We start from the raw sequence: 18,536 nt of genomic DNA on the forward strand, positions 1-18,536 counted from the left end.
TACTAGTATAAGTTTTAATACTATTTATCATGTGGTATTTTTAAACAAAGATAAAACTTTTAGTGAGTTGTTTCATGACAGAATCAGTTGTACCAAATAATAGCGCTTCAGAGAACGCACAAATACCAGGTACGATCGGAACATCAGCCGTTGCAGAACACAAGGGCGATAGTTTTAACGGCACAAGCATCATCACGATTGGTCGAGTTGACTTAAGTAGTGCTATTGAGCCTCTATTTGTACCAGTATCAACATTGTGGTCCATCACACCGGGTAATTATCCTTTAAGCGCAGAAAATATTAAAAACTGCACGGCAGTACGATTTGAGGGTGAAGAACTACTTACCCAAAACTTCGCATTAGGCTCAATTGTGGTTTATAAAATCAATGGTGTTTTAGGGAACCATGTAATTGTAGTCAGTGAGGATCGTGACGGCGGTAACGATAACCGTGCGATTTACTGCAATAGCTTCAATACTACATGTAATATCTTGTCTCAGTACGGTATTGCCTTCGCTGAGCTATATCGCCGTAAAGTATTAGAGCTTGATCAAGTCCTCTATACCAACCTCAATAGATCTCTTTTACAATCTCACTATGCAGAAAATGAAACTGACGTTATTGATTTAGAGTGGAATACAAAGCACCACCCTACTCTATACGTTCATGCGTCAAACTTAGTTGCATCTGAAGAGCACGGTTTTGTGAAATATGATGGTCGTATGGCTGGTATTGGTACCTTTTCTACAAAATGTCTAACTGCAGACCGTAACGGCAACTTAATTAAACCAGAGCTGGCCTTCCTTAATAACATTATTGAAATTAATGTTACTGAAAAAGATGCGTTAGAGTTCTTGAATTGCTCTATTACGAATAACCACTACTTTTCGCGTATGGTTGATCAACTCAAAAGTGCTGGTCGTAAAGAATATGACTTCATCACGAACAACATTGATTTCTTCGCCGTACATGTGAAGCTTAACCTTGAAGAAGATCGTCCTAAAATTACGCGAATGGTTTTAGCACCAGATTTACCAATTCTGGAAAACTATTTGTATAAGCAATACGATCCAACCTACCTTGGTGAAGCCGTTGACGACTTAATTCAGTAATACAGATCTAAGAAAGCTAAAAGCCTACAATGTAGGCTTTTTTAATGCAAAAAGAAAAAGGTTTAATAATTACGGAATCCCAACCTGAATAACATCTATCTAGATGATATTTTTAGCGACCAAAGAACAAACCAAATAAGTAAAAAATCCCTCCAACTTTCATACCATTTGCAATATGAAAAGCAAAAGCTAAACAGATGATGACCGTTCCATAGAAAAATAGGTACGGTGCTAAAACACCTTTGAATTTCTTTTCCATTTGATCATGTAATGTGTATTTGATCGGAGCGAAACTTTGATCACGACTATTATCACTTTGAGTATCACGATCATCTGACTGAATAAGATTACGCACTCTAGGAGCAGCACCCTGATTCCAAGAATATTCTTTAAGCTTTAACTTGTTTACTAGGTATAGAATATCATCACTAGCAAGACTAATCCCCTTGGTATGGAGTCTAGACAAAGTATCCACTGAATTAGCAATATCGGTAACATAAAACCACTTTCTTACCGAATGAGACAAATCCATTTGCGTACTAGATAACTCATTCAGGATGATACAACCGCTAATAAAACCTAAGTTTTGGTCGGTAAACAATTCAGCACTTTTGAACCACTCTAAAACAGCAAATCTGTTCTTCCGAATCTGAACAAATGGATTAATCTGAGAGCCACCCTGAACCTCAAGCTCACCATTAATCTGCCATTCCCCATTTTCCGACCCAACCAGATTGCCTGAATAGTTTTTTAGGTCAATAACAACGATTGCTTCCTTGGTGAAAGCAATAACATCAATTTCCTGACCTGACCACATTGTGTTATAGAACAAATAAATCCAATCTTCACTATTACCCCAATGAAGCTTCAATTGGGTTAATAAGTCTTCAAACATTTTTTGTTCATTTTTCAGGTGGCTAACATCACCATAATACGCATGAATAGTCATTATTAATCCTCATCCGTATAAAACAAAACTTCACCGCATTTAGCACAAGAGTTGCGAATTTTGTAAGTATTGTTTTTTAAGGCATATCTGCGAATTGATGTACTTTCGCAAAAACAACATTTCACGATATTTGTAGTCACAACACATTGAGGGTATTCATTCTTATACCATTCAAGTGTTTGCGTGTTACGAACAAAGCGCTGTCTCTGCCACCCAATTTGCCCAATTGTTCCGTGGTAATGGAAATACAATCCTGCTAGAGAGAAACTACCACCCCAAACCAAAAAGAACAAACCAGAATTACCACCCATCAACACGTAGTTATAAATTAACGCTGTGAAACCCACTGTCATAAAAAGACCAGTGAATATACTTGAAAAAATCACCTTTTCATTCCACCTAAAGTTTAAAAAATACTGCTTTCAATTAATTTCTAATAACAAATGCGAAATAATCACATCAACCCATTGCTTCTAATTTTCGAGCAATATATTGGTTGATTAAAAGTCAATTTCCGAAATTTATGGTTTGAGCAATTTCATGATCCAACTATTGCTGATGCTGTAATGGCCCCCCAAAATAATGAATAAAACACCCATAGAAGCTGTATTGACGCCAAATAGTGCTGCAACATACATCACCAGCTTAATATAAACACCCAATACCATGAGGAAACATAAAAAGGCGAATACATATAGGAACAGGTAAAAAATAACTTTAAAAAATAATATAATTTGTTCGTAAATATTCCTTACCTGTTTAGTGATTAAGGCGCTTTAAAATTCAATTGGATTTTATAAGTGTTCAAGACATCTGCTATTACAGTACCTTCAGGGATCTCAATCTTATCCCCTACTTTGTATGTGTTCACAAATTGCCAAAACACCGCTTTTTCTTGTGGATCTAAACGAGAAAGGATGTATAGATAAACAGATTCAAGCTGTTGTTGGCTTGCATAGCTATCTACTGATACTACTGGCGTAGTTGCGAAGTTATAGTTCAATTCATCAAGAAGAGCTTCATATACAGTCGTACTTGCATACTTGCTGTATTTCCCCTTGTTTTCAGGAACCGTATAGCCGTGGTTGTAATTGATCATACGAGCAACGTAACTGGCCAATAGTTCCGAGTTTTTAGGGTTTTGCTGTAAATAGTTTTCCAGCTTGGATTTATCAGCTTCGTGCGCCGTTAAAACCACTTCCCCGTTATTAATAACATTCAAGTTAAGTTTAATGCTCTTAATTTTACGAGGCGGTTGTTCAAATTCCGCACCATTAAAGCGATGTTTAACATTGATATAGTATTGTTCAATTGCATTCGCTTTAATTAAGGGAATTGGTGAAGATGATACAATTGGAGTTTGTGAGACTTTAACGGTTGTGTTGTTGGCATAGAGGTGTGCTGAAAGCGAGATTGTACCAATCAGTAAAGCTAAAGTACGTTTATTAAATACCATTTTAAACTTTTCCAGTGAAATAGTCGGTGTTATTTGTGAGAACCAGTTTTACTCTTAAAACTGCTTCTAAGCTGTCTTTACAAGATTATACTATTTTTAACATTGCATCACTAATAGTCCTTAAACATTTTTAGTTAATTCGTATCAATCACCGTTAAAACTATCTAATATGTTTAAGAAGTTTAAGCACCCTTTAAAATTTGTTGTGTATTAGGTTTATGGAAACGATTTTAAATTCCTTTTTATTAAAGTTCATAATTTATTCATTATTGTTTTATATAGTGTATAAGTTCGTTTTTGCTTTATGTGGCGTATTTCGCAAACCTAAAACTAAAGCCAAAAAGAATTCAAAAAAAGGCTATCGTAAGCCTCAAAAGAATCAGGAGCTTGTATCTAAAAAAGTCCTTACAAAAGACGAGATTATAATGCTTGATGCACTAGAACAGGTCATTCCATCACGCAACATTTTGGTGCAAGTAAGCATGAGTGCTTTTATGACCACGCAAAACATAAGTACCCGAAATCAGTTTTCTAGGCTTTACGTGGACTATTTGATTGTTGATGAAGACTACAATCCTATATTATCTATTGAGCTTGATGGGCATTATCATAAATATACCCAGGATAAAGATAAAAGGCGTGACCTGCTTTTGAAGAGTGCTGGCATTCCTGTCATTAGGTTTAAGGAAATTCCCGACATAAAAGTTATAAGAAAAACCATTTCAAGGTATATTTAGGTATAAATACGATTAACTGTAATTGATTTTAATAATGTAAATGTGTAAAAATGGTTTTGTCGTAAGAGATATTTTGAATTAATTTTCAAATATATTTCTAAAGGTTTAATCATGAACAACTTAACTCGCAATACTGGAACTAATGACATGTTAAATGTATCAAAACCAGAAAATGTTGCTCAAATGTCACCTGTTGAACTTCAGACTTATATTGAAGAGCTTCAACAACAACTAGTCGTTAAAGAAAACCAAGCTTTTCACGATGCTGTTAGTGCCATTAATGCAATCATTTCAGAAAAAATTACTGCCGATGGTGTTGTGGACATCCATACACTTAGCGAATATCTAAAAAACAACCACATTGAAACCACAAAAGTTGAGCCTGTAAGACGTCAAAAACGTAAGCTTACGCATGAATGGGTTCACCGTGAGAACAACAGCTTACGTTGGGCTGGTCGCGGTCAAGTAATCAAATGGTTACGTGAAGAAATGACTGAAAAGGGTTTTGATCCTACAGATAAAGAAGCAGTACGTAGTTATTGCGAACAAAATCTAGACCTTAAAGAGATTTAATCTTTAAAACTAGTGAAACCACCGTAAAAGGTGGTTTTTTTTTGCCACTATATAGTGTCCTTAAGCGATACCCTAGTCTATTAGCTTTCAGCCCATAACAAGAAAATTTGCAATTGGTATATACTTAAACCGTTTTTATAAAGGTCACGTTATACAACGGACTAGTTTTAGTTAAATTTTGGTATATACATTATAAGTATATGTGACTATACCTTTGCTTATGTTTCGCTGGAGGCGATTAAATGTCATTCAAAACTCTATTATTAACTGGCTTATTATCTGTAGGTTTGGTTTTAGTTGGTTGTAGTAAAAAAGAAGAATCAACATCTCAATCAAAACCTATTCAACCAGATGAACAAATTGACAAAGTAGATCCATCTGCAGACTTACAAGCAGCGCGTGAAACTTATGTCGATAATGAAAAACCTTCAAAAGTTGAGGGCCACGATTTTGATGCACATCAAAAAACTGCAGAACAAAATCCACCAAAAGAGGACGAGCAAAATGATATGTCTTCTATGCTGAACGCTGCAGCTGCAGATGCTCAAAAACAAGCAGATCAAAACAAATAACAGCACATAAGCTTGGTACATCTTTAAAGGGGATTCGTTATCCCCTTTTTTAATGCGCCTTTAAAATACTTTTTAAATTCCCTTATTAAAACTTAACTAAAACAGTGATTCATTTTAACTAAAAAAACTTTATACCCCACGACTTAGTTATAATTAACCAATTAAAACGTAATTAGATAAATGCGTTAAGGAGTATTAAAAATGGCATATGAATATAACTCGCAAGATAAGCGGTTTGAATTCCCTAATCCCTACCGAATAGAAAACATTTTTAAAGTGATCGGTGCCATCGTTTTTATGCTGGCTGGCCTAAGCTTAATTTTCAGTGCAAAAGGTCTATTCAGTAACGGTGTATTTGTTGCACTACCACCGCTTATAGTTGGTCTAGCAATGTTCAGTTATGGCGCTCTACTGCTGACCACAGGCTTATCAAACCTAAAGTTCTACTTTGGTCGTGATCAACCAGCCGGACTTGCACAGGAGTTATCCATTCAAGAAACTGGTGCTTATCCTGGTGCAACCGATATTAAAGAGATCCTACGCCAAAGCGCTTTGATTTATGAAGAACCAAAAGGCTCAGTGAACGGGATTCTATATTCACTGTTCCCTAATCTTATTTTTTCGCCATTATTCATCCGTAACGCTGCAGAAGCTCAATTTCAAAATGCGATTGTTTTTCTGATTACCTTAGTGAGTGCTCTAATCGCGTATGTGGGCGCATCACCCAATACAGGTGCTTGGCTTGGGATTGTTTACAACGCCATTATTTTGATTGTTTTATTGCGTCCTATGGCTAATCCGAACACAGGTGCACAAGAAATTGGTTTATCTAAGGTCATTGGTTTGGTTTTAGTTGCCATTCTTGGACCTGTATTGGTACCTATCCTTACCCAACATGCAGTTGCGCCTATTTGGTTGCCAAGCATGGATAAAGCCATTTTTACGTTAATTGCAGCGCTGATTGCGATTGCGATATTCTTCTTGGCCGTGGTTGCTCAAATGGTAAAACAGCCACCACAAGCCAGTGCTGGAGTCGTTCAGGATAGTTTGAGTATGAATTGCCAACCAATGCAATTGTTTGATGAACTTGAACGCCATCTACAAAAGAATTGGGAAAGTGCTATTCCTAACAGAATCTATTCACGCCAGTTGCCAGTTATCAACTCTAGCAGTAAAAACGGTGCTTTTGAGGGTGAGATCTTAGAAGAAACTCAACCAGTGCCAATCAATACCCTTCGTGATATGACATTGAGCTCATGCTTCAAAGAAGAAAAGTATCGCTGGTTAGCCATCCTCAATAGTTTTGGATTGTTAAGTTTTATTGCTTCAGTCGTTTTAATGACTATTTTTGCCAAAGGTCTATATAACGGAAGCTATCTGGATTTTAGCGACTTCACTTATGGTTTCTTTGGTGTATCGATGTGGATCTTAGGGAAGTTTTGTTTTGAGCACGGTAATTACCTATGGAGCCGTTTTGACTTTGTATCAAAACTAATATGGGTTGAGGCTAAAGGTAGCTATCAATTGTCTCAAATAAACTTTGGCCGTTACCTTGACGACAGCGTGAAATCACAAAAAGAAGTCATCAATGTTGAAACCATGACGTTACGTGTCTGGTACGCTGAAATTAGCACAACGACCTTCGGTAAATATCAAAACCGTGCGATCTTGAGCATGACTGCTTGTACTGATGATGCTGTTGTACTGAAAGAGCATTTAGCCGACTTTGCCAAAAGCCAAAGCATTGTGGTTGCCCCAACGTCTGAAGCAGATATTAACCGCATGTCATCTATGAACCAGATGAATAGCGCAATCAATAAAAGCTCACCAAGAACACATGGTACACATCTTGGATTGATGAATAACCCTGAAACACACGGTCAGGATCTATCAGATCAAGTACCCGTGATCATCAAACCGAAAAAGAATATGTTTTGTGTGAAATGTGGTGAACCACTTCAGGACAATATGCTGTTTTGCCCTCAGTGTGGTACCAAAAAAGAAAGTTAATCGTTAAAGAAAATAAAGGAGTGGATTACGAATGTGGTCCACTTTTTTTGACATCAAAAAAATAATTAGACTTCTAAAATTAAGAGTTTAATTGAGCATTGACATATTCTTCGACAGAAAATCCCTTTACGCCAGTTTCTATAAGTGCATGCACAAAGTCTGAGAACGTCACTGGAATGTACCCTACTTTGAATAGTGCCTCATTCAACTCTTTGTACTTCAGAAAAACTTCTTCTTTATGTTTTTTCTTCAGCTTAAACGTGGACGGCAAATCTGCCACTTGCAGATCTTGAATTTTGATTGGGTTGTTCATAGCGTACCCGGTTGCTTAAAAGTTGCGAATTTAAACTATTGTAATGTGAAAATTAAAAAATGCAGAATAAATCTGCATTTTATTGTTTCATTTTTTTAAGATCTATTTGATAAACAGATGCTTAAATTAGTATTCTCAACCAAAAGCCAATTAATAGCGGATTAACCAAAATCAATCCGTTTCTTATTGGTATGTTTAATGTGTTGCTTCTGGCGTACCAAATGCATCAGGACTTTGCGGTTGATATTGTGGTTGCTCACCACCACTTTGTTGAGCTTGACCAGGTTGACCAGCTGGAGTAGTAGTCTTACGTAAAGCTAAGTCCTTCATGATGTCTTGACAAGACATGCCCCCTGTTTCGTATAAGTTGTACGCAACAGGATCTTTTTTAGGATCTGGCGGTACACACTCCAATTCAGGTTCACTAGCAGTTGCAGAATCGGCATTCATTTTGTCCAGTTCGGTAGAAATCAATGTCAGATCGATGTCACTTGGCGTAATTGGACGACTGCTGATCTGCAAGCGATAAGTCATAGACGGCGTTAGCAGCGCATATAGTTCGCGGATCTGATTGGCCATAAGCGCAGGATTTTTCATTACGATTTTTTGGCATAAGAAAAGGTGCACGTTGTTCGGGCTACAAACACTTCCTTTACGCTGACTTGATTGTGGGTTTTGGGCATCCACTTTCAAGGGGTAGACTTCAATGTAAACTTCATACGGCGTATCTGGCTTAAATTGGAAGTTCTGCAAACTAGAAACGACAGTTGAATACGGTTCTGACGTATCTTGTGCATGACAGAATACTTGTGGTGCGTTACAGTCAAAGTTACGACTAATACGGTCGATAATTTCATTGCGCTGAGCAGCCAATTTCATACTTTCTTCTTTTACTCGTCTTGCAACTTCACTCTGCAGTCGAGCTTCAAGTTCAACATCGCTTTGTTGTGGACGTTCAACTTCGATGTTTTGATTGCCAAAAATAACCACAGCAACTAACAAAAAGAAAAGAACACCACCGCCAATCAAGATTAGCTTTTTATGCTTAGCAAAAAAGTTTTCATCAATGTCTACTTTTTTGCCCTTTTTTGCTGTTTTGGCCGGCTGTTCAGGCTCACTTACATGTTCATCATCGGGTTGGGGTTTGAGCGCTTCTTCAGCTTCCTTCCCGATGTTGTCCATATCATCTGGTTCGTGATTACTCATTTATTCACCTATTCAATTATTTACTTGATTTAGCTTTTGTAGAGGTCGATTTAGACTTGGCTTTCTTTTTACCACGTTGAACTGGCTCACCGTTGTTGTCGTATCCACTTGCACCACAGCTAAAGCAATCCCATTTAAACTTACGTTCACCACGTAAATTAAATGCAGACTGAATCATGGTCTGACCACACTCAAAACACTTGGCTTCGTTGCCAGTGCGAGATTTTGTAAGTTGGGTATCTGGTGATCCATCTGGCAATATGTCGAAATAACGTTTACATGATGCAGCTTCACAACTGTATCGCTCTTCGTAAACACCAGGTTCTTTGCGGTACTTGGTATGTATAAGAGGCTTTTTACAGATACATGGATACTCTGTTTTGGTCACTTGGAATCTTGGCTCGTAGTTAGGACTACCATCAGGGAACACCTCTAATGGACCCGACTTACATTTTTTGCCTTTCAGGTTTGGATTGGATTTTTCACAAGAAAAGAAGTGATACGGCTTACCTGAAGAAGTTGAAATACCTTTTAACTCACGCAACCAACCGCCACACCCTTCAAGCTGACATTTGTATGTATGGTTACGGCGATATTCGTCAAAATCAGGAACCAAGTTACCGCTTTCGTCATTTGTAGAACGGTATGTTTCTTTACAGGTGCCATCTACGAACGCACGTTGAGAGCACTCAAAAAATACAGATTTATCAGTTGTAACCTGAGTCAGTGTTTTGCCACATAAACATAAATGAGTAGTTGGCTCACGTACAGTTGGCTTACCCGGTTCATCTTTACCATCAACATTTCTGTTTGGCGCTGAACTTTTGCATGAATTACATGACCAGTAGACCGATGTTGTTTTGTCGCGATTGGTACCGATTTTCGGCAACATGCGTCCGTCATCACAGTTATTACATTTGTAGATAGGGAATGAATCAAGCCAATGTTTTGAGAACTGTCCTAATTCACTTTCAATCCCTAAATGGAACTTTTGGAGTTCTTGTTTGTAATCGGCATCACCAGTAGCGATTAGATCCAGTGTTTCTTCAATTTCTTTGGTGTAAAGCGGATCTGCAAAACTAAACTTACCTCTAATGTTTTGAATCAAGGTCAATCCATGCGGTGTAACTTCAATTTTCTTTTTAACAAGCTTGATATAGCCGTGCTTGATTAAACGTTCAAAGATTGATTGATAAGTACTAGGACGACCAATTCCTTTTTTCTCAAGTAATTTGACCAATGATGGTACGGTGTAGCGTGAACGTGGTTTGGTTTTGGTCGCGATAACTTTACCAGCAATAACATTGTGGTTTTGACCGACCTCAATATCCATAGGTAGCGTATGTTCAGGTTCTTTTTCTGAATCTTCTTCACCGTCCACGTATTCAAGTGCATTTTCATCAATACTGTAGGTCTTTAATAAACCCAACCAACCATCTTCCTTTAAGATACGGCTAGAAGCTTTGAATTCAGCATCTTTAGTAATGCTTTCACCATCTACATTGAGCGTGACATCTTTATAGACACCTACAACGGATTTAACTTCGTATTCAGCTGGAGCCATTTGCGATGCAACAGTACGCAACCAGATTAGACGGTATAGATCCTTTTGAACTTTGTCCTCACCAGCTTCAAAGGTAAAGAAGTCACTAGGACGAATACATTCATGTGCTTCTTGAGCACCATCGCGAGATTTGGCTTTATTGCCGATAATCGCAATGCCCTCTCTCTCACCAAAAGCTTCTAGAGCTTGCATGCCCTCAGGCGAAATTACGGCAGCATCAGTACGATGGTAAGTGATATAACCACCTTCATATAACTTTTGCGCTGCATCCATAGTTTGTTTTAGATCCAAACCAAGACGCGCTGCAGCTGCAGCTTGCAGATCAACAGTAATAAACGGCGCTGGAGCACTACGGAAAGATGGCTTAGTTTCAACACTGGTAATGGTTAAGTCTTTTTTATCAATTTCGCTTTGTAGACGGGTAATTGAAGCTTTATCTAACCACTGGTTATTGTGCACATCCTTCATTTCAGGATTAAGCCACTTAGAAAAATCCCATTTCGCAGCCCAACCTTGTTTTAGAGTTACTTCAAGGTTGTAATGTTCATGTGATTTGAAGTTTTTCAGTAGATCTTCTAAATCACCAAGCACAACGAGTACGGCAGATTGAACACGGCCAACAGGAAATTTGCCTTTTAAAATATTTGAAATTGGCTCATACAAGTAAAAACCGATCATACGGTCAAGGAAACGGCGTGTTTCTTGAGATGCCACCATACCTTGATCCAGCTCTTCACCATTTTGAAGTGCATTAGCGATCGTAGTTTTATCAATAGCGTTATATTTGACGCGAATATACTGATCGTCAGATAAGTTCAGGATACGTTTTAAGTGATATGCAATGGCTTCACCTTCACGGTCCAAGTCAGTTGCGAGGAAAACCGTATCTGCATTTTTAGCAGCCTGTCTTAATTCTTGAACAACGCGTGTTTTATTTTGAGATATTTCGTATTTAGGAACAAAGGCTGGATATGAGAAACCGATCTCATGATTAGGTAAATCACATACATGGCCAACTGAAGCGCGTACAACGAATTCGTGCGGATACAGGTCATCCAAGATATGTTGAATTTTTTCGACCTTTCCGGGTGACTCTACTATGAACAAACTACTCATTAAAATTCATCCAATTTTTAACTTTCTTTAGTAATAATTACTGAAGTTAATCTAGTAATGGTTTAAGTATATACAATTTTAAAATGTTTAAATAGGTTTAAGGGTTGATAAACAAACACTTTTAAGGGCTTATTTCTTAATCTTTAGTTGGATGAACATTTCAAGTGGTTAAATTACTTCCTGTTTTCAATAATCTACGCGAAAAAAGACAACAATATTTATCTAAAATTATGGGAAAAAATGGCTTAATTGTTTGAAAATGCACTGTTTAACCGTCACAAATTAAAATTCCAAAAATATTATTTAACGAATTAATGTTGTACTATAAAGGTATCGTTTGTTTTAAGTTAAAACCATGATTAAAAAACTTATAGTTTTAAGCACCTCATTGTTAATCATCGGGTGTTCGTCTACGCCACAAGAGAAACGCTTAGATCAATACCTTGAAGATACGAAAACTGATGCAAAGGAACGTAGTATTGACTGGTATTACAAACATGATTACGAGCGTAGTAATGTTTTAAATATTTGTTATTCCATTTATATAGATTCTGCTAAGAAAGCTGGTTATTACAGCGATGATGTTAGTGATGGCCGAGAAAAGTATTTAGACGATAGCGTACAAAAAGAAATGTACGCCTCAAATGACGAATGCAATAAGGCATATAAGGCTCAGGATATTCTAGATAACTTTGTTGCAAGCAATAGCCTTCCACAAGAGTCTTATGAAGACAAGTTAGATCCACAACAAGAACCAAATTCAACACCAGAAGTATCACCTGAAGTACCAGAAGTGTCACCTGAAGCACCAGCAAATGAACCAGTCGCCACAAAACCACCAACACTGGAGGAATTAACCAATGCGAATCCGCAATAATGCGCTCATATGCCCAGGCCAATTTTTGATTCGATCTGCATTCTTTTTGCCCTAGCCATTTTACCTATAATAATTATTGGTATTGGCATACAGCTCAAAGAGAATTACGAGCGTAAGAAGCTCACTCAAAGCTATATGGATCAGCACTAAAGAAATGCAATAGGCAATAAAAAAGCAGCGAAATCGCTGCTTTTTTTATTTCTAATGAAGTTTACGAATAGGTTGAGTATAGGGGGAATCTTCTACTCGATGCACATGCATTGAATTGGTAATGTTCATTAAAGGTGAATTACTAGCCACTGAATGAGTCGTTGATGCTTTATGTGTGCGGTAGTTATTCAAAAACTGATCTACTACTGGCACATTGTTAGGCAATATTCCGATTTCGCGGTTAGTAATTTTAATCGTTTCTATTTGGTCTACATGGCTCATAACTAAGTCCACTACAATGATTAAAACTATGAGCATAATTATAGCTTAAAATTGAAGAAATTCCATTTTGGGATTTAATATTTGGTTTTTTTATGCACAGGTTTTTGTGGATAGTAGTGGGTATAAATGGCTAAGTTGCTGATTATTTAAGCTTTTAACATTGATTAAAAATTAATCAAAATAACGAAAAATAGAGTAAAATATGGAGAAATATAGCAGAAGCTATAGAAGAAAAAACAGGAAATGTCAAAAAAAGGGCAAAAAAAAACTATTAGAACAATCTCAGTCTAATAGTTTATTAAATAGGGTAATATCCCTTGATTCGTAATATAACCGATCTCTAATAAGTTTTAAAGCTTTTTTAATCATATTCACGGAAATTCCACAAACTATTATCTCATGCTGAACAAAAGTAATGATTAAGCCCTATACTCAGCTCTACCCTGATATATTGCAGATTAGTTAAACTGTTGTTTAGAAATCGCAAACAATATGATGTTATATTTGAGCAAGGTTAGAATTATGTATGAAATGTGAATGCTTTAAAAACTGATATATATTATCAACTTTTTAGAGTTTTACGCCTTATAGAATACATACAACTTGTTAGAATGCCTTATACTAATTAGCCACCCTCACACACCTTTTATGGAAGACCAGTATAGTGAAAGATTCAATCTTTGCTGATGTTATATCAAAGTTGAATGCGGAAGTTTTTACGCAAAAAGCTGGTCGCTTATACCCTCCTGTCAGTCAATTATTGGCACTGGAGAAAAAGTTAGCATTATGTACAGCATCATTGGTTAAAAGCGAAGACATTCCAGACTATAAACAGCTAGAACGCCTGTTTTGGGATAACGTAAATCATACCTATGGCACTGGTTATTTTGCGGAGATTCCTAAGTGGGGTTCCAACATCTTTATCCCATTACAGGTATGGGAAAGTGTGTTACAGCCTTATGCATTGTTCTATAAAAATATGAACCCTGAGTTTAACTTTTATGACTTTGCATTTACGACTGCAGCGTTGAGCGCTTGGCGGTACAGCCAACCCGTGCTAAAGCTTGAAAATGATGTATATCGCACCCTATTGAATGATGAAAACGGTCGCTATGTCGATGGTCATTTGCTGAATTACTACTTTCAGTGGACCAACTTTATTCATACACCAGGTCTAGGACACAACGACAAACCTTTATATGGTTTTTTCGCGCATCAAAACGAAGTTTTGTTTAACGGAAACAACGTTAAAGTACTGATCATCGTGTTTTGCTATGAAGATACTGAAGCCAACATATCTGATGAAGATCCTTTAAGCTTAACCTCTAATTGGGGTGACTATGTGGTTTTAGAGTATCGCACGGATACTATTAAAACTATTAAAGATAGTTTGATTGGTACCAACCTTAAAGGTAGTCCTGAGCTATTAATCTTACTTGGTAAAATGCTTAGCTTATTTAATTTCTCTATTCATCCTAAAACTGACATCTACAATCACCGTGGCTACCTGATGCAACCCACGTATAACGATACGATTGATTCATTTCTCAGTAGTTATAGAAAGCATAAAGGTATGCCAGTACGCCGTGGCGTAGGTAAATCACCCTCTAGCAATCAACGCCGTGAAGTCCTCTATCATGTCCACGCACCAAGCTGTCCACGCCTGTTTGATACTGGTCTGAACACTGGTTTTGTGTCGCGCATGCACAAGAGTAGCCATATCGCTAATGACCATTTTAATACACTACATTGGCTTAAAACTGATACTGGCTTAAAACTAATTTCAGGTAGTTTATATACTCAAGAAACCGAAACTAAACTTATTAAATCAATTCAAAATTACTTTTATGGTAATAATACTTAAAGGTTTTCATTCTTTTTTCCTTAAACCTGTTATATACTTTTAATACCCATTTCAATCAATGAAGTATTATGCGTTTCGAGTTCGATCCATCATTTATATCTCATGTTGCAGTACGATTAGATGGCACTTCCTTAAAATCATTTTTAGACAACCTTGGAAACGTATCTTTTCAAGAAGCTGAAAGTTATTTAAGCAATCTAATTAAAGGGAATTATGAGCAAGACGATTTTACAGTTGGATTGAAAGTTAAACCTAAAAACCACAATCAAACAGAATTATTAGGGCATCTTTATAAAAATAGTGCCTTTCAATCGGTTTCAACTGAAGTATCGGATCTCGACACCCAAAACATGCACAATGACATCGCTCAATTCGTTCAAAGCTATGCCAATGTTGCAGATCTTCAGTACAACAGTAATTTCTTGGACAAGCAGACGTTTAAGCATGAAAAAACGTTAGATAGCTATATCTTCACAGAATTAATGCTGCAGTTCACCAACAATAATACCGTGAAGTTTCGTGTGGACGGCGAATATGTCACAGTGATTAATACTGAGCTAACCTCTAAATACATCTATTTTAACGATAACAAGAATAAGCGGATCTGTAAGTTTTTAAGTAAAAATATGCATCCAGCTTATTTAGAGTCATTCTTAGAGCAGATGCATATTATTAAAATTGATTCTGAGCAGTACTTTTATAATGCAGTCGTGAATAACACAATAAGTTATGATGCTGACGTTAACGCCTTTATGGACCAATCTCAGAATTTTTTAAATACCCTTGTGAAAGGTTATAAAAAACTGATCTTAAACAACGTGCGATTTAATCTTTACGAATTCTTAGAAGACGACCTTGAAAGTGTCATCCTAAACCGTATCACTAAGGCATGGCATTACGCTCACGAAATTACGTTGCAAACCAACAACCCATCAAAATATGTAGTCGCTCAACCGCTGGTTATAAAATATTTATAAGTGAGTTTCTTTATTTATGAACCCCCTCATGATCAAGTATGGTATCGATATTGGTACGCTATCTAAAATATTTAGATCGCATCTTGAAAATGAGGGAATTGTATTTGATCGTGAGAGTGACTTTCAGCTTGAACGAAGCTCTAAACGTATTTACCTCAGAACCAATCACCACAATGACGCCACAAAAAATAAGAAAAAAACGGCCTGGTATCTTGTAGATCTAGATAACGCACGTATGTCTTATGGTTGGTTTCATGCTGGCGGTGCAAACTTCACTTACAGCTTGTATGAATACATTCAAGAAATGGATCTGCAACCTGGTGATACCGTATATACCAAGGAACAGCAAGAAGAAGATCTTAAACGCTTCTTAAGCTCATGCAAAAGTGCTGAGAAGAACAAAAAAGACCAAGAGATATTGGCTCAAATCTATATGGGTTTTGAATGGGCCAGAAGCCTACCCTTGCCAAACCGTCCACACAACTACAATGTGAAAAAGCAGATTAGCTTCAGTCATGCTAGATTGTACAATCCAAGCAACTTCACTAAAAATGAGCTGATTGATTATGTCAGCCAGTACTACCCTCAACACAAGAACAGCACCATTATTCTGAACCGTATTATTGATCTGCAACCAGATCTAGATCAACAGTCGCTACGTCAGAACAAGCTTTTAGTTGAGGGGCAAAACCTCAAAAATCAAATCATTTTCCTTCAGACCATCGCTGAACACAAAAACAAGCGTGGTGAAGATAAGTTTACATTACGTGGTGTACTTGCAAACGGCGCTTTCAAAATCTTATATAAAGATCCATTGGATGCATGGAACCAAGATCGGATAATCTTTTGTGAGGGCTACGCCACTGGTGAAGCAATTGCAGAATCAATTCAATACTCTATTCCAGTCATTGTCGTGTACGTGGCTGGCAACATCATGAATGTAGTACGTGATTTCCGTGCCGAATTCCCGTTTTCACGCTTCTATATTTTCAATGATAATGACCATAAAACAGCATTAGAAAGCAAAATAAAGCGCAATCCCGGTATCTATTACGCAACAGAAGCATGCCGAGCTGTAAACGCAGCCATGATTGGACCTGAATTTACTGAAGAACAGCTAGATCTAAGTGACTGGAACGATTTTAAATGTTTATACGGCGTTGATTACACGCGTGATGTTATACGTCATAAAATGCAAAATGCCGTGTGGACGACTGCAATTCAAAGCACGGTTAACCCGAACTACTCTATCAGTGCCCTATTCTTTGGCATCAAACAACAGTTGGATGATATAGGCCTCTATCCTGATAGCATGACCAAAAAGAATTGGTTTAGCTTGGTTTTACGCGCATACGCCTTACTGACTCAACAGGGATTTAGTCAGATCCACCCGATTGAGCTGGTCAAAGAACAATTTATTGAGATTCTTGGCCAGATTAGCAAGCAACCCCGTAAAGTCACTGGAGCTGAAGAACCAGAACTCCTTCAGGCCTACACAAAACTTGTAGAAATGATCGCACGTAATGATTCAACAACAGCACTGAATCAACAGATTATCACCGTGATTAACTTATACAAAAATGCAGATTATCCAATTGAAACATTAAAGGTTTGGCTCAAAGATATTTTGAGTAAATCGAACGATCCTGAATGGTCCGAAAACTTCATTAATAATATTTTTATTTCGATAATTTGAATGTCAAACATAGACCCCCAAAGGTAGCAAACTTTTGGGGTTTATTTTTCTCTAAACTTTCATTGAACTAGGTTTATCGATCTACTTAAGACAAATGTTTCCTGATCTAGTTCGGTTTAGTGTCTTACAACTAGGTTTATCGACCTATTTAAAACTAATTTGTCCTGAACCAGTTCGGTTTTGTGTCTTATGGATTGGGTTTCCATAAACTTTAACGTTGCCTGAGCCTGAAAGCTGTACTTGAGCTGAATTGATAGCTGTACAAAAGATATTGCCTGAACCAGATAGCGCCACTTCTAAATTGGTGCTTTTCAGTGGTAACGCATCAAAATTGCCTGATCCTTTCAAAGATAAGACACAGTGTTCAATGGTACCGTCTAAATCCATATTTCCAGATCCACTAATACTTGCGGTAAATTTATCTTCATTTAGATTTAAGATCTGGATATTGCCTGAACCTTTTAAATCAATAGCTTTTAAAGTTGGGTAAGTGATCGATACTTCTAACGGTGAACGAGTACTAAAACTCACATTGTCCTGAATAGCTAAAACCAATACACCACCCTGAAAAGTAGCACTAATAAGATCCACAATATTATCGTCTGCAGTAATTTCCATTTTAGAATCACTTGAAGCAAAAAACTTCAGACTCATTGGACCTTTCATACAGATTTCGTTAAATGGGCTTACAGGTACTTGCTTAGTCACTCGTTTTCCACTTCCAACGATTTGATGGTTTGAACCTGAACTGTATACATTGGCGTTGCCATTGATTACAACAGAACCCGAAAAAAACTGTTTTGACATATAAACCTCAAATTAATAAAAGTAATTTAACCCTAAATAAGTGGTCACTCATAACCTATTTATTGTCTGTAAATTATAACATTGAGGGCTTAAATCTTTTTTATTAAAATAATAAATTAAAACTTTTAATTTTTCTTTAAACCTTTATTAGACATAGCTTATATTAAAGATTAAACAGAAATGTTTTTAGAATCGGTATATACTAAAAGTATAAATTTTCTTAAGCATATGATTAATAGTCCTATGCAACCTGGGTAGCACATTGCACCTGAATA

The 18,536-nt window shown here is 36.9% G+C and carries 16 protein-coding genes; 9 read left to right on the forward strand and 7 right to left on the reverse strand.

What is annotated here, in order from left to right; translation table 11 throughout:
* Nucleotides 1–74 precede the first annotated feature (74 nt).
* Complete coding sequence (locus tag ACZ8ZH_RS18490) at nt 75–1,112, forward strand: hypothetical protein (RefSeq protein WP_106439096.1); 1,038 nt, start codon at nt 75–77, stop codon at nt 1,110–1,112.
* A gap of 112 nt (nt 1,113–1,224) precedes the next feature.
* On the opposite strand, the gene ACZ8ZH_RS18495 is transcribed toward ACZ8ZH_RS18490, so the two are convergent.
* The 3 genes from ACZ8ZH_RS18495 to ACZ8ZH_RS18505 form a co-directional block, all read right to left on the reverse strand.
* The gene (locus tag ACZ8ZH_RS18495) at nt 1,225–2,061 is read right to left on the reverse strand and encodes a nuclease-related domain-containing protein (protein WP_146878956.1); all 837 of its coding nucleotides are present in this window, start codon (nt 2,059–2,061) and stop codon (nt 1,225–1,227) included.
* Nucleotides 2,062–2,063: 2 nt separating this feature from the next.
* Nucleotides 2,064–2,414 (reverse strand): hypothetical protein, encoded by a 351-nt coding sequence (locus ACZ8ZH_RS18500; RefSeq protein WP_214288671.1) that lies wholly within the window; start codon nt 2,412–2,414, stop codon nt 2,064–2,066.
* 413 nt (nt 2,415–2,827) lie between these two features.
* A complete protein-coding gene (locus ACZ8ZH_RS18505; RefSeq protein ID WP_044103340.1) occupies nt 2,828–3,517 on the reverse strand; it encodes a hypothetical protein in 690 nt (229 codons plus the stop codon).
* A gap of 218 nt (nt 3,518–3,735) precedes the next feature.
* Between ACZ8ZH_RS18505 and ACZ8ZH_RS18510 the strand changes: the two genes are divergently transcribed.
* From ACZ8ZH_RS18510 to ACZ8ZH_RS18525, 4 genes are all read left to right on the forward strand, one after another.
* Complete coding sequence (locus ACZ8ZH_RS18510; protein WP_146878958.1) at nt 3,736–4,254, forward strand: DUF2726 domain-containing protein; 519 nt, start codon at nt 3,736–3,738, stop codon at nt 4,252–4,254.
* A 111-nt stretch (nt 4,255–4,365) separates the two neighbouring features.
* Entirely contained in the window at nt 4,366–4,827 is a 462-nt protein-coding gene (locus ACZ8ZH_RS18515) for an H-NS family nucleoid-associated regulatory protein (RefSeq protein ID WP_042892477.1), read from the forward strand.
* Between the two features lie 242 nt (nt 4,828–5,069).
* Nucleotides 5,070–5,399 carry a hypothetical protein gene (locus ACZ8ZH_RS18520; RefSeq protein ID WP_024160894.1) on the forward strand — a complete coding sequence of 110 codons (330 nt, stop codon included), beginning with the start codon at nt 5,070–5,072 and terminating at the stop codon, nt 5,397–5,399.
* 201 nt (nt 5,400–5,600) lie between these two features.
* A complete protein-coding gene (locus ACZ8ZH_RS18525) occupies nt 5,601–7,409 on the forward strand; it encodes a zinc ribbon domain-containing protein (protein WP_024160893.1) in 1,809 nt (602 codons plus the stop codon).
* Nucleotides 7,410–7,488: 79 nt separating this feature from the next.
* Here the strand turns inward: ACZ8ZH_RS18525 and ACZ8ZH_RS18530 are convergent, their stop codons facing one another.
* The 3 genes from ACZ8ZH_RS18530 to ACZ8ZH_RS18540 form a co-directional block, all read right to left on the reverse strand.
* Nucleotides 7,489–7,722 carry a hypothetical protein gene (locus ACZ8ZH_RS18530; protein ID WP_024160719.1) on the reverse strand — a complete coding sequence of 78 codons (234 nt, stop codon included), beginning with the start codon at nt 7,720–7,722 and terminating at the stop codon, nt 7,489–7,491.
* Nucleotides 7,723–7,917: 195 nt separating this feature from the next.
* Complete coding sequence (locus tag ACZ8ZH_RS18535) at nt 7,918–8,928, reverse strand: hypothetical protein (protein WP_024160720.1); 1,011 nt, start codon at nt 8,926–8,928, stop codon at nt 7,918–7,920.
* 16 nt (nt 8,929–8,944) lie between these two features.
* A complete protein-coding gene (locus ACZ8ZH_RS18540; RefSeq protein ID WP_024160892.1) occupies nt 8,945–11,608 on the reverse strand; it encodes a type IA DNA topoisomerase in 2,664 nt (887 codons plus the stop codon).
* Between the two features lie 355 nt (nt 11,609–11,963).
* On the opposite strand from ACZ8ZH_RS18540, the gene ACZ8ZH_RS18545 reads away from it, so the two are divergent.
* The 4 genes from ACZ8ZH_RS18545 to ACZ8ZH_RS18560 all read left to right on the forward strand — a co-directional run bounded on the left by ACZ8ZH_RS18545 (nt 11,964) and on the right by ACZ8ZH_RS18560 (nt 17,454).
* Nucleotides 11,964–12,485, forward strand: coding sequence for a hypothetical protein (locus tag ACZ8ZH_RS18545; protein ID WP_005028478.1), 522 nt, complete (start codon nt 11,964–11,966; stop codon nt 12,483–12,485).
* A 1,096-nt stretch (nt 12,486–13,581) separates the two neighbouring features.
* Nucleotides 13,582–14,781 carry an AcrVA2 family anti-CRISPR protein gene (locus ACZ8ZH_RS18550; protein ID WP_151532476.1) on the forward strand — a complete coding sequence of 400 codons (1,200 nt, stop codon included), beginning with the start codon at nt 13,582–13,584 and terminating at the stop codon, nt 14,779–14,781.
* A gap of 68 nt (nt 14,782–14,849) precedes the next feature.
* The gene (locus ACZ8ZH_RS18555) at nt 14,850–15,758 is read left to right on the forward strand and encodes a hypothetical protein (protein WP_005006163.1); all 909 of its coding nucleotides are present in this window, start codon (nt 14,850–14,852) and stop codon (nt 15,756–15,758) included.
* Nucleotides 15,759–15,786: 28 nt separating this feature from the next.
* Nucleotides 15,787–17,454: a primase/helicase family protein gene (locus ACZ8ZH_RS18560; protein ID WP_228719275.1), complete on the forward strand. Its 1,668-nt coding sequence runs from the start codon at nt 15,787–15,789 to the stop codon at nt 17,452–17,454.
* Nucleotides 17,455–17,598: 144 nt separating this feature from the next.
* Here the strand turns inward: ACZ8ZH_RS18560 and ACZ8ZH_RS18565 are convergent, their stop codons facing one another.
* On the reverse strand, nt 17,599–18,261 hold the full coding sequence (locus ACZ8ZH_RS18565; RefSeq protein WP_044112290.1) for a head GIN domain-containing protein: 663 nt from the start codon (nt 18,259–18,261) through the stop codon (nt 17,599–17,601).
* Nucleotides 18,262–18,536 lie beyond the last annotated feature (275 nt).

The sequence above is a fragment of the Acinetobacter sp. SW-226 genome (genome assembly GCF_055632855.1).

Bases quoted from the DNA above. Each gene is read 5' to 3' on its own strand.
- ACZ8ZH_RS18520 (WP_024160894.1), top strand. From the start codon at position 5,070: ATGTCATTCAAAACTCTATTATTAACTGGCTTATTATCTGTAGGTTTG.
- ACZ8ZH_RS18555 (WP_005006163.1), top strand. From the start codon at position 14,850: ATGCGTTTCGAGTTCGATCCATCATTTATATCTCATGTTGCAGTACGA.
- ACZ8ZH_RS18535 (WP_024160720.1), bottom strand. From the start codon at position 8,928: ATGAGTAATCACGAACCAGATGATATGGACAACATCGGGAAGGAAGCT.
- ACZ8ZH_RS18505 (WP_044103340.1), bottom strand. From the start codon at position 3,517: ATGGTATTTAATAAACGTACTTTAGCTTTACTGATTGGTACAATCTCG.
- ACZ8ZH_RS18565 (WP_044112290.1), bottom strand. From the start codon at position 18,261: ATGTCAAAACAGTTTTTTTCGGGTTCTGTTGTAATCAATGGCAACGCC.
- ACZ8ZH_RS18540 (WP_024160892.1), bottom strand. From the start codon at position 11,608: ATGAGTAGTTTGTTCATAGTAGAGTCACCCGGAAAGGTCGAAAAAATT.
- ACZ8ZH_RS18530 (WP_024160719.1), bottom strand. From the start codon at position 7,722: ATGAACAACCCAATCAAAATTCAAGATCTGCAAGTGGCAGATTTGCCG.
- ACZ8ZH_RS18500 (WP_214288671.1), bottom strand. From the start codon at position 2,414: ATGACAGTGGGTTTCACAGCGTTAATTTATAACTACGTGTTGATGGGT.
- ACZ8ZH_RS18510 (WP_146878958.1), top strand. From the start codon at position 3,736: ATGGAAACGATTTTAAATTCCTTTTTATTAAAGTTCATAATTTATTCA.
- ACZ8ZH_RS18560 (WP_228719275.1), top strand. From the start codon at position 15,787: ATGATCAAGTATGGTATCGATATTGGTACGCTATCTAAAATATTTAGA.
- ACZ8ZH_RS18545 (WP_005028478.1), top strand. From the start codon at position 11,964: ATGATTAAAAAACTTATAGTTTTAAGCACCTCATTGTTAATCATCGGG.
- ACZ8ZH_RS18515 (WP_042892477.1), top strand. From the start codon at position 4,366: ATGAACAACTTAACTCGCAATACTGGAACTAATGACATGTTAAATGTA.
- ACZ8ZH_RS18490 (WP_106439096.1), top strand. From the start codon at position 75: ATGACAGAATCAGTTGTACCAAATAATAGCGCTTCAGAGAACGCACAA.
- ACZ8ZH_RS18525 (WP_024160893.1), top strand. From the start codon at position 5,601: ATGGCATATGAATATAACTCGCAAGATAAGCGGTTTGAATTCCCTAAT.
- ACZ8ZH_RS18495 (WP_146878956.1), bottom strand. From the start codon at position 2,061: ATGACTATTCATGCGTATTATGGTGATGTTAGCCACCTGAAAAATGAA.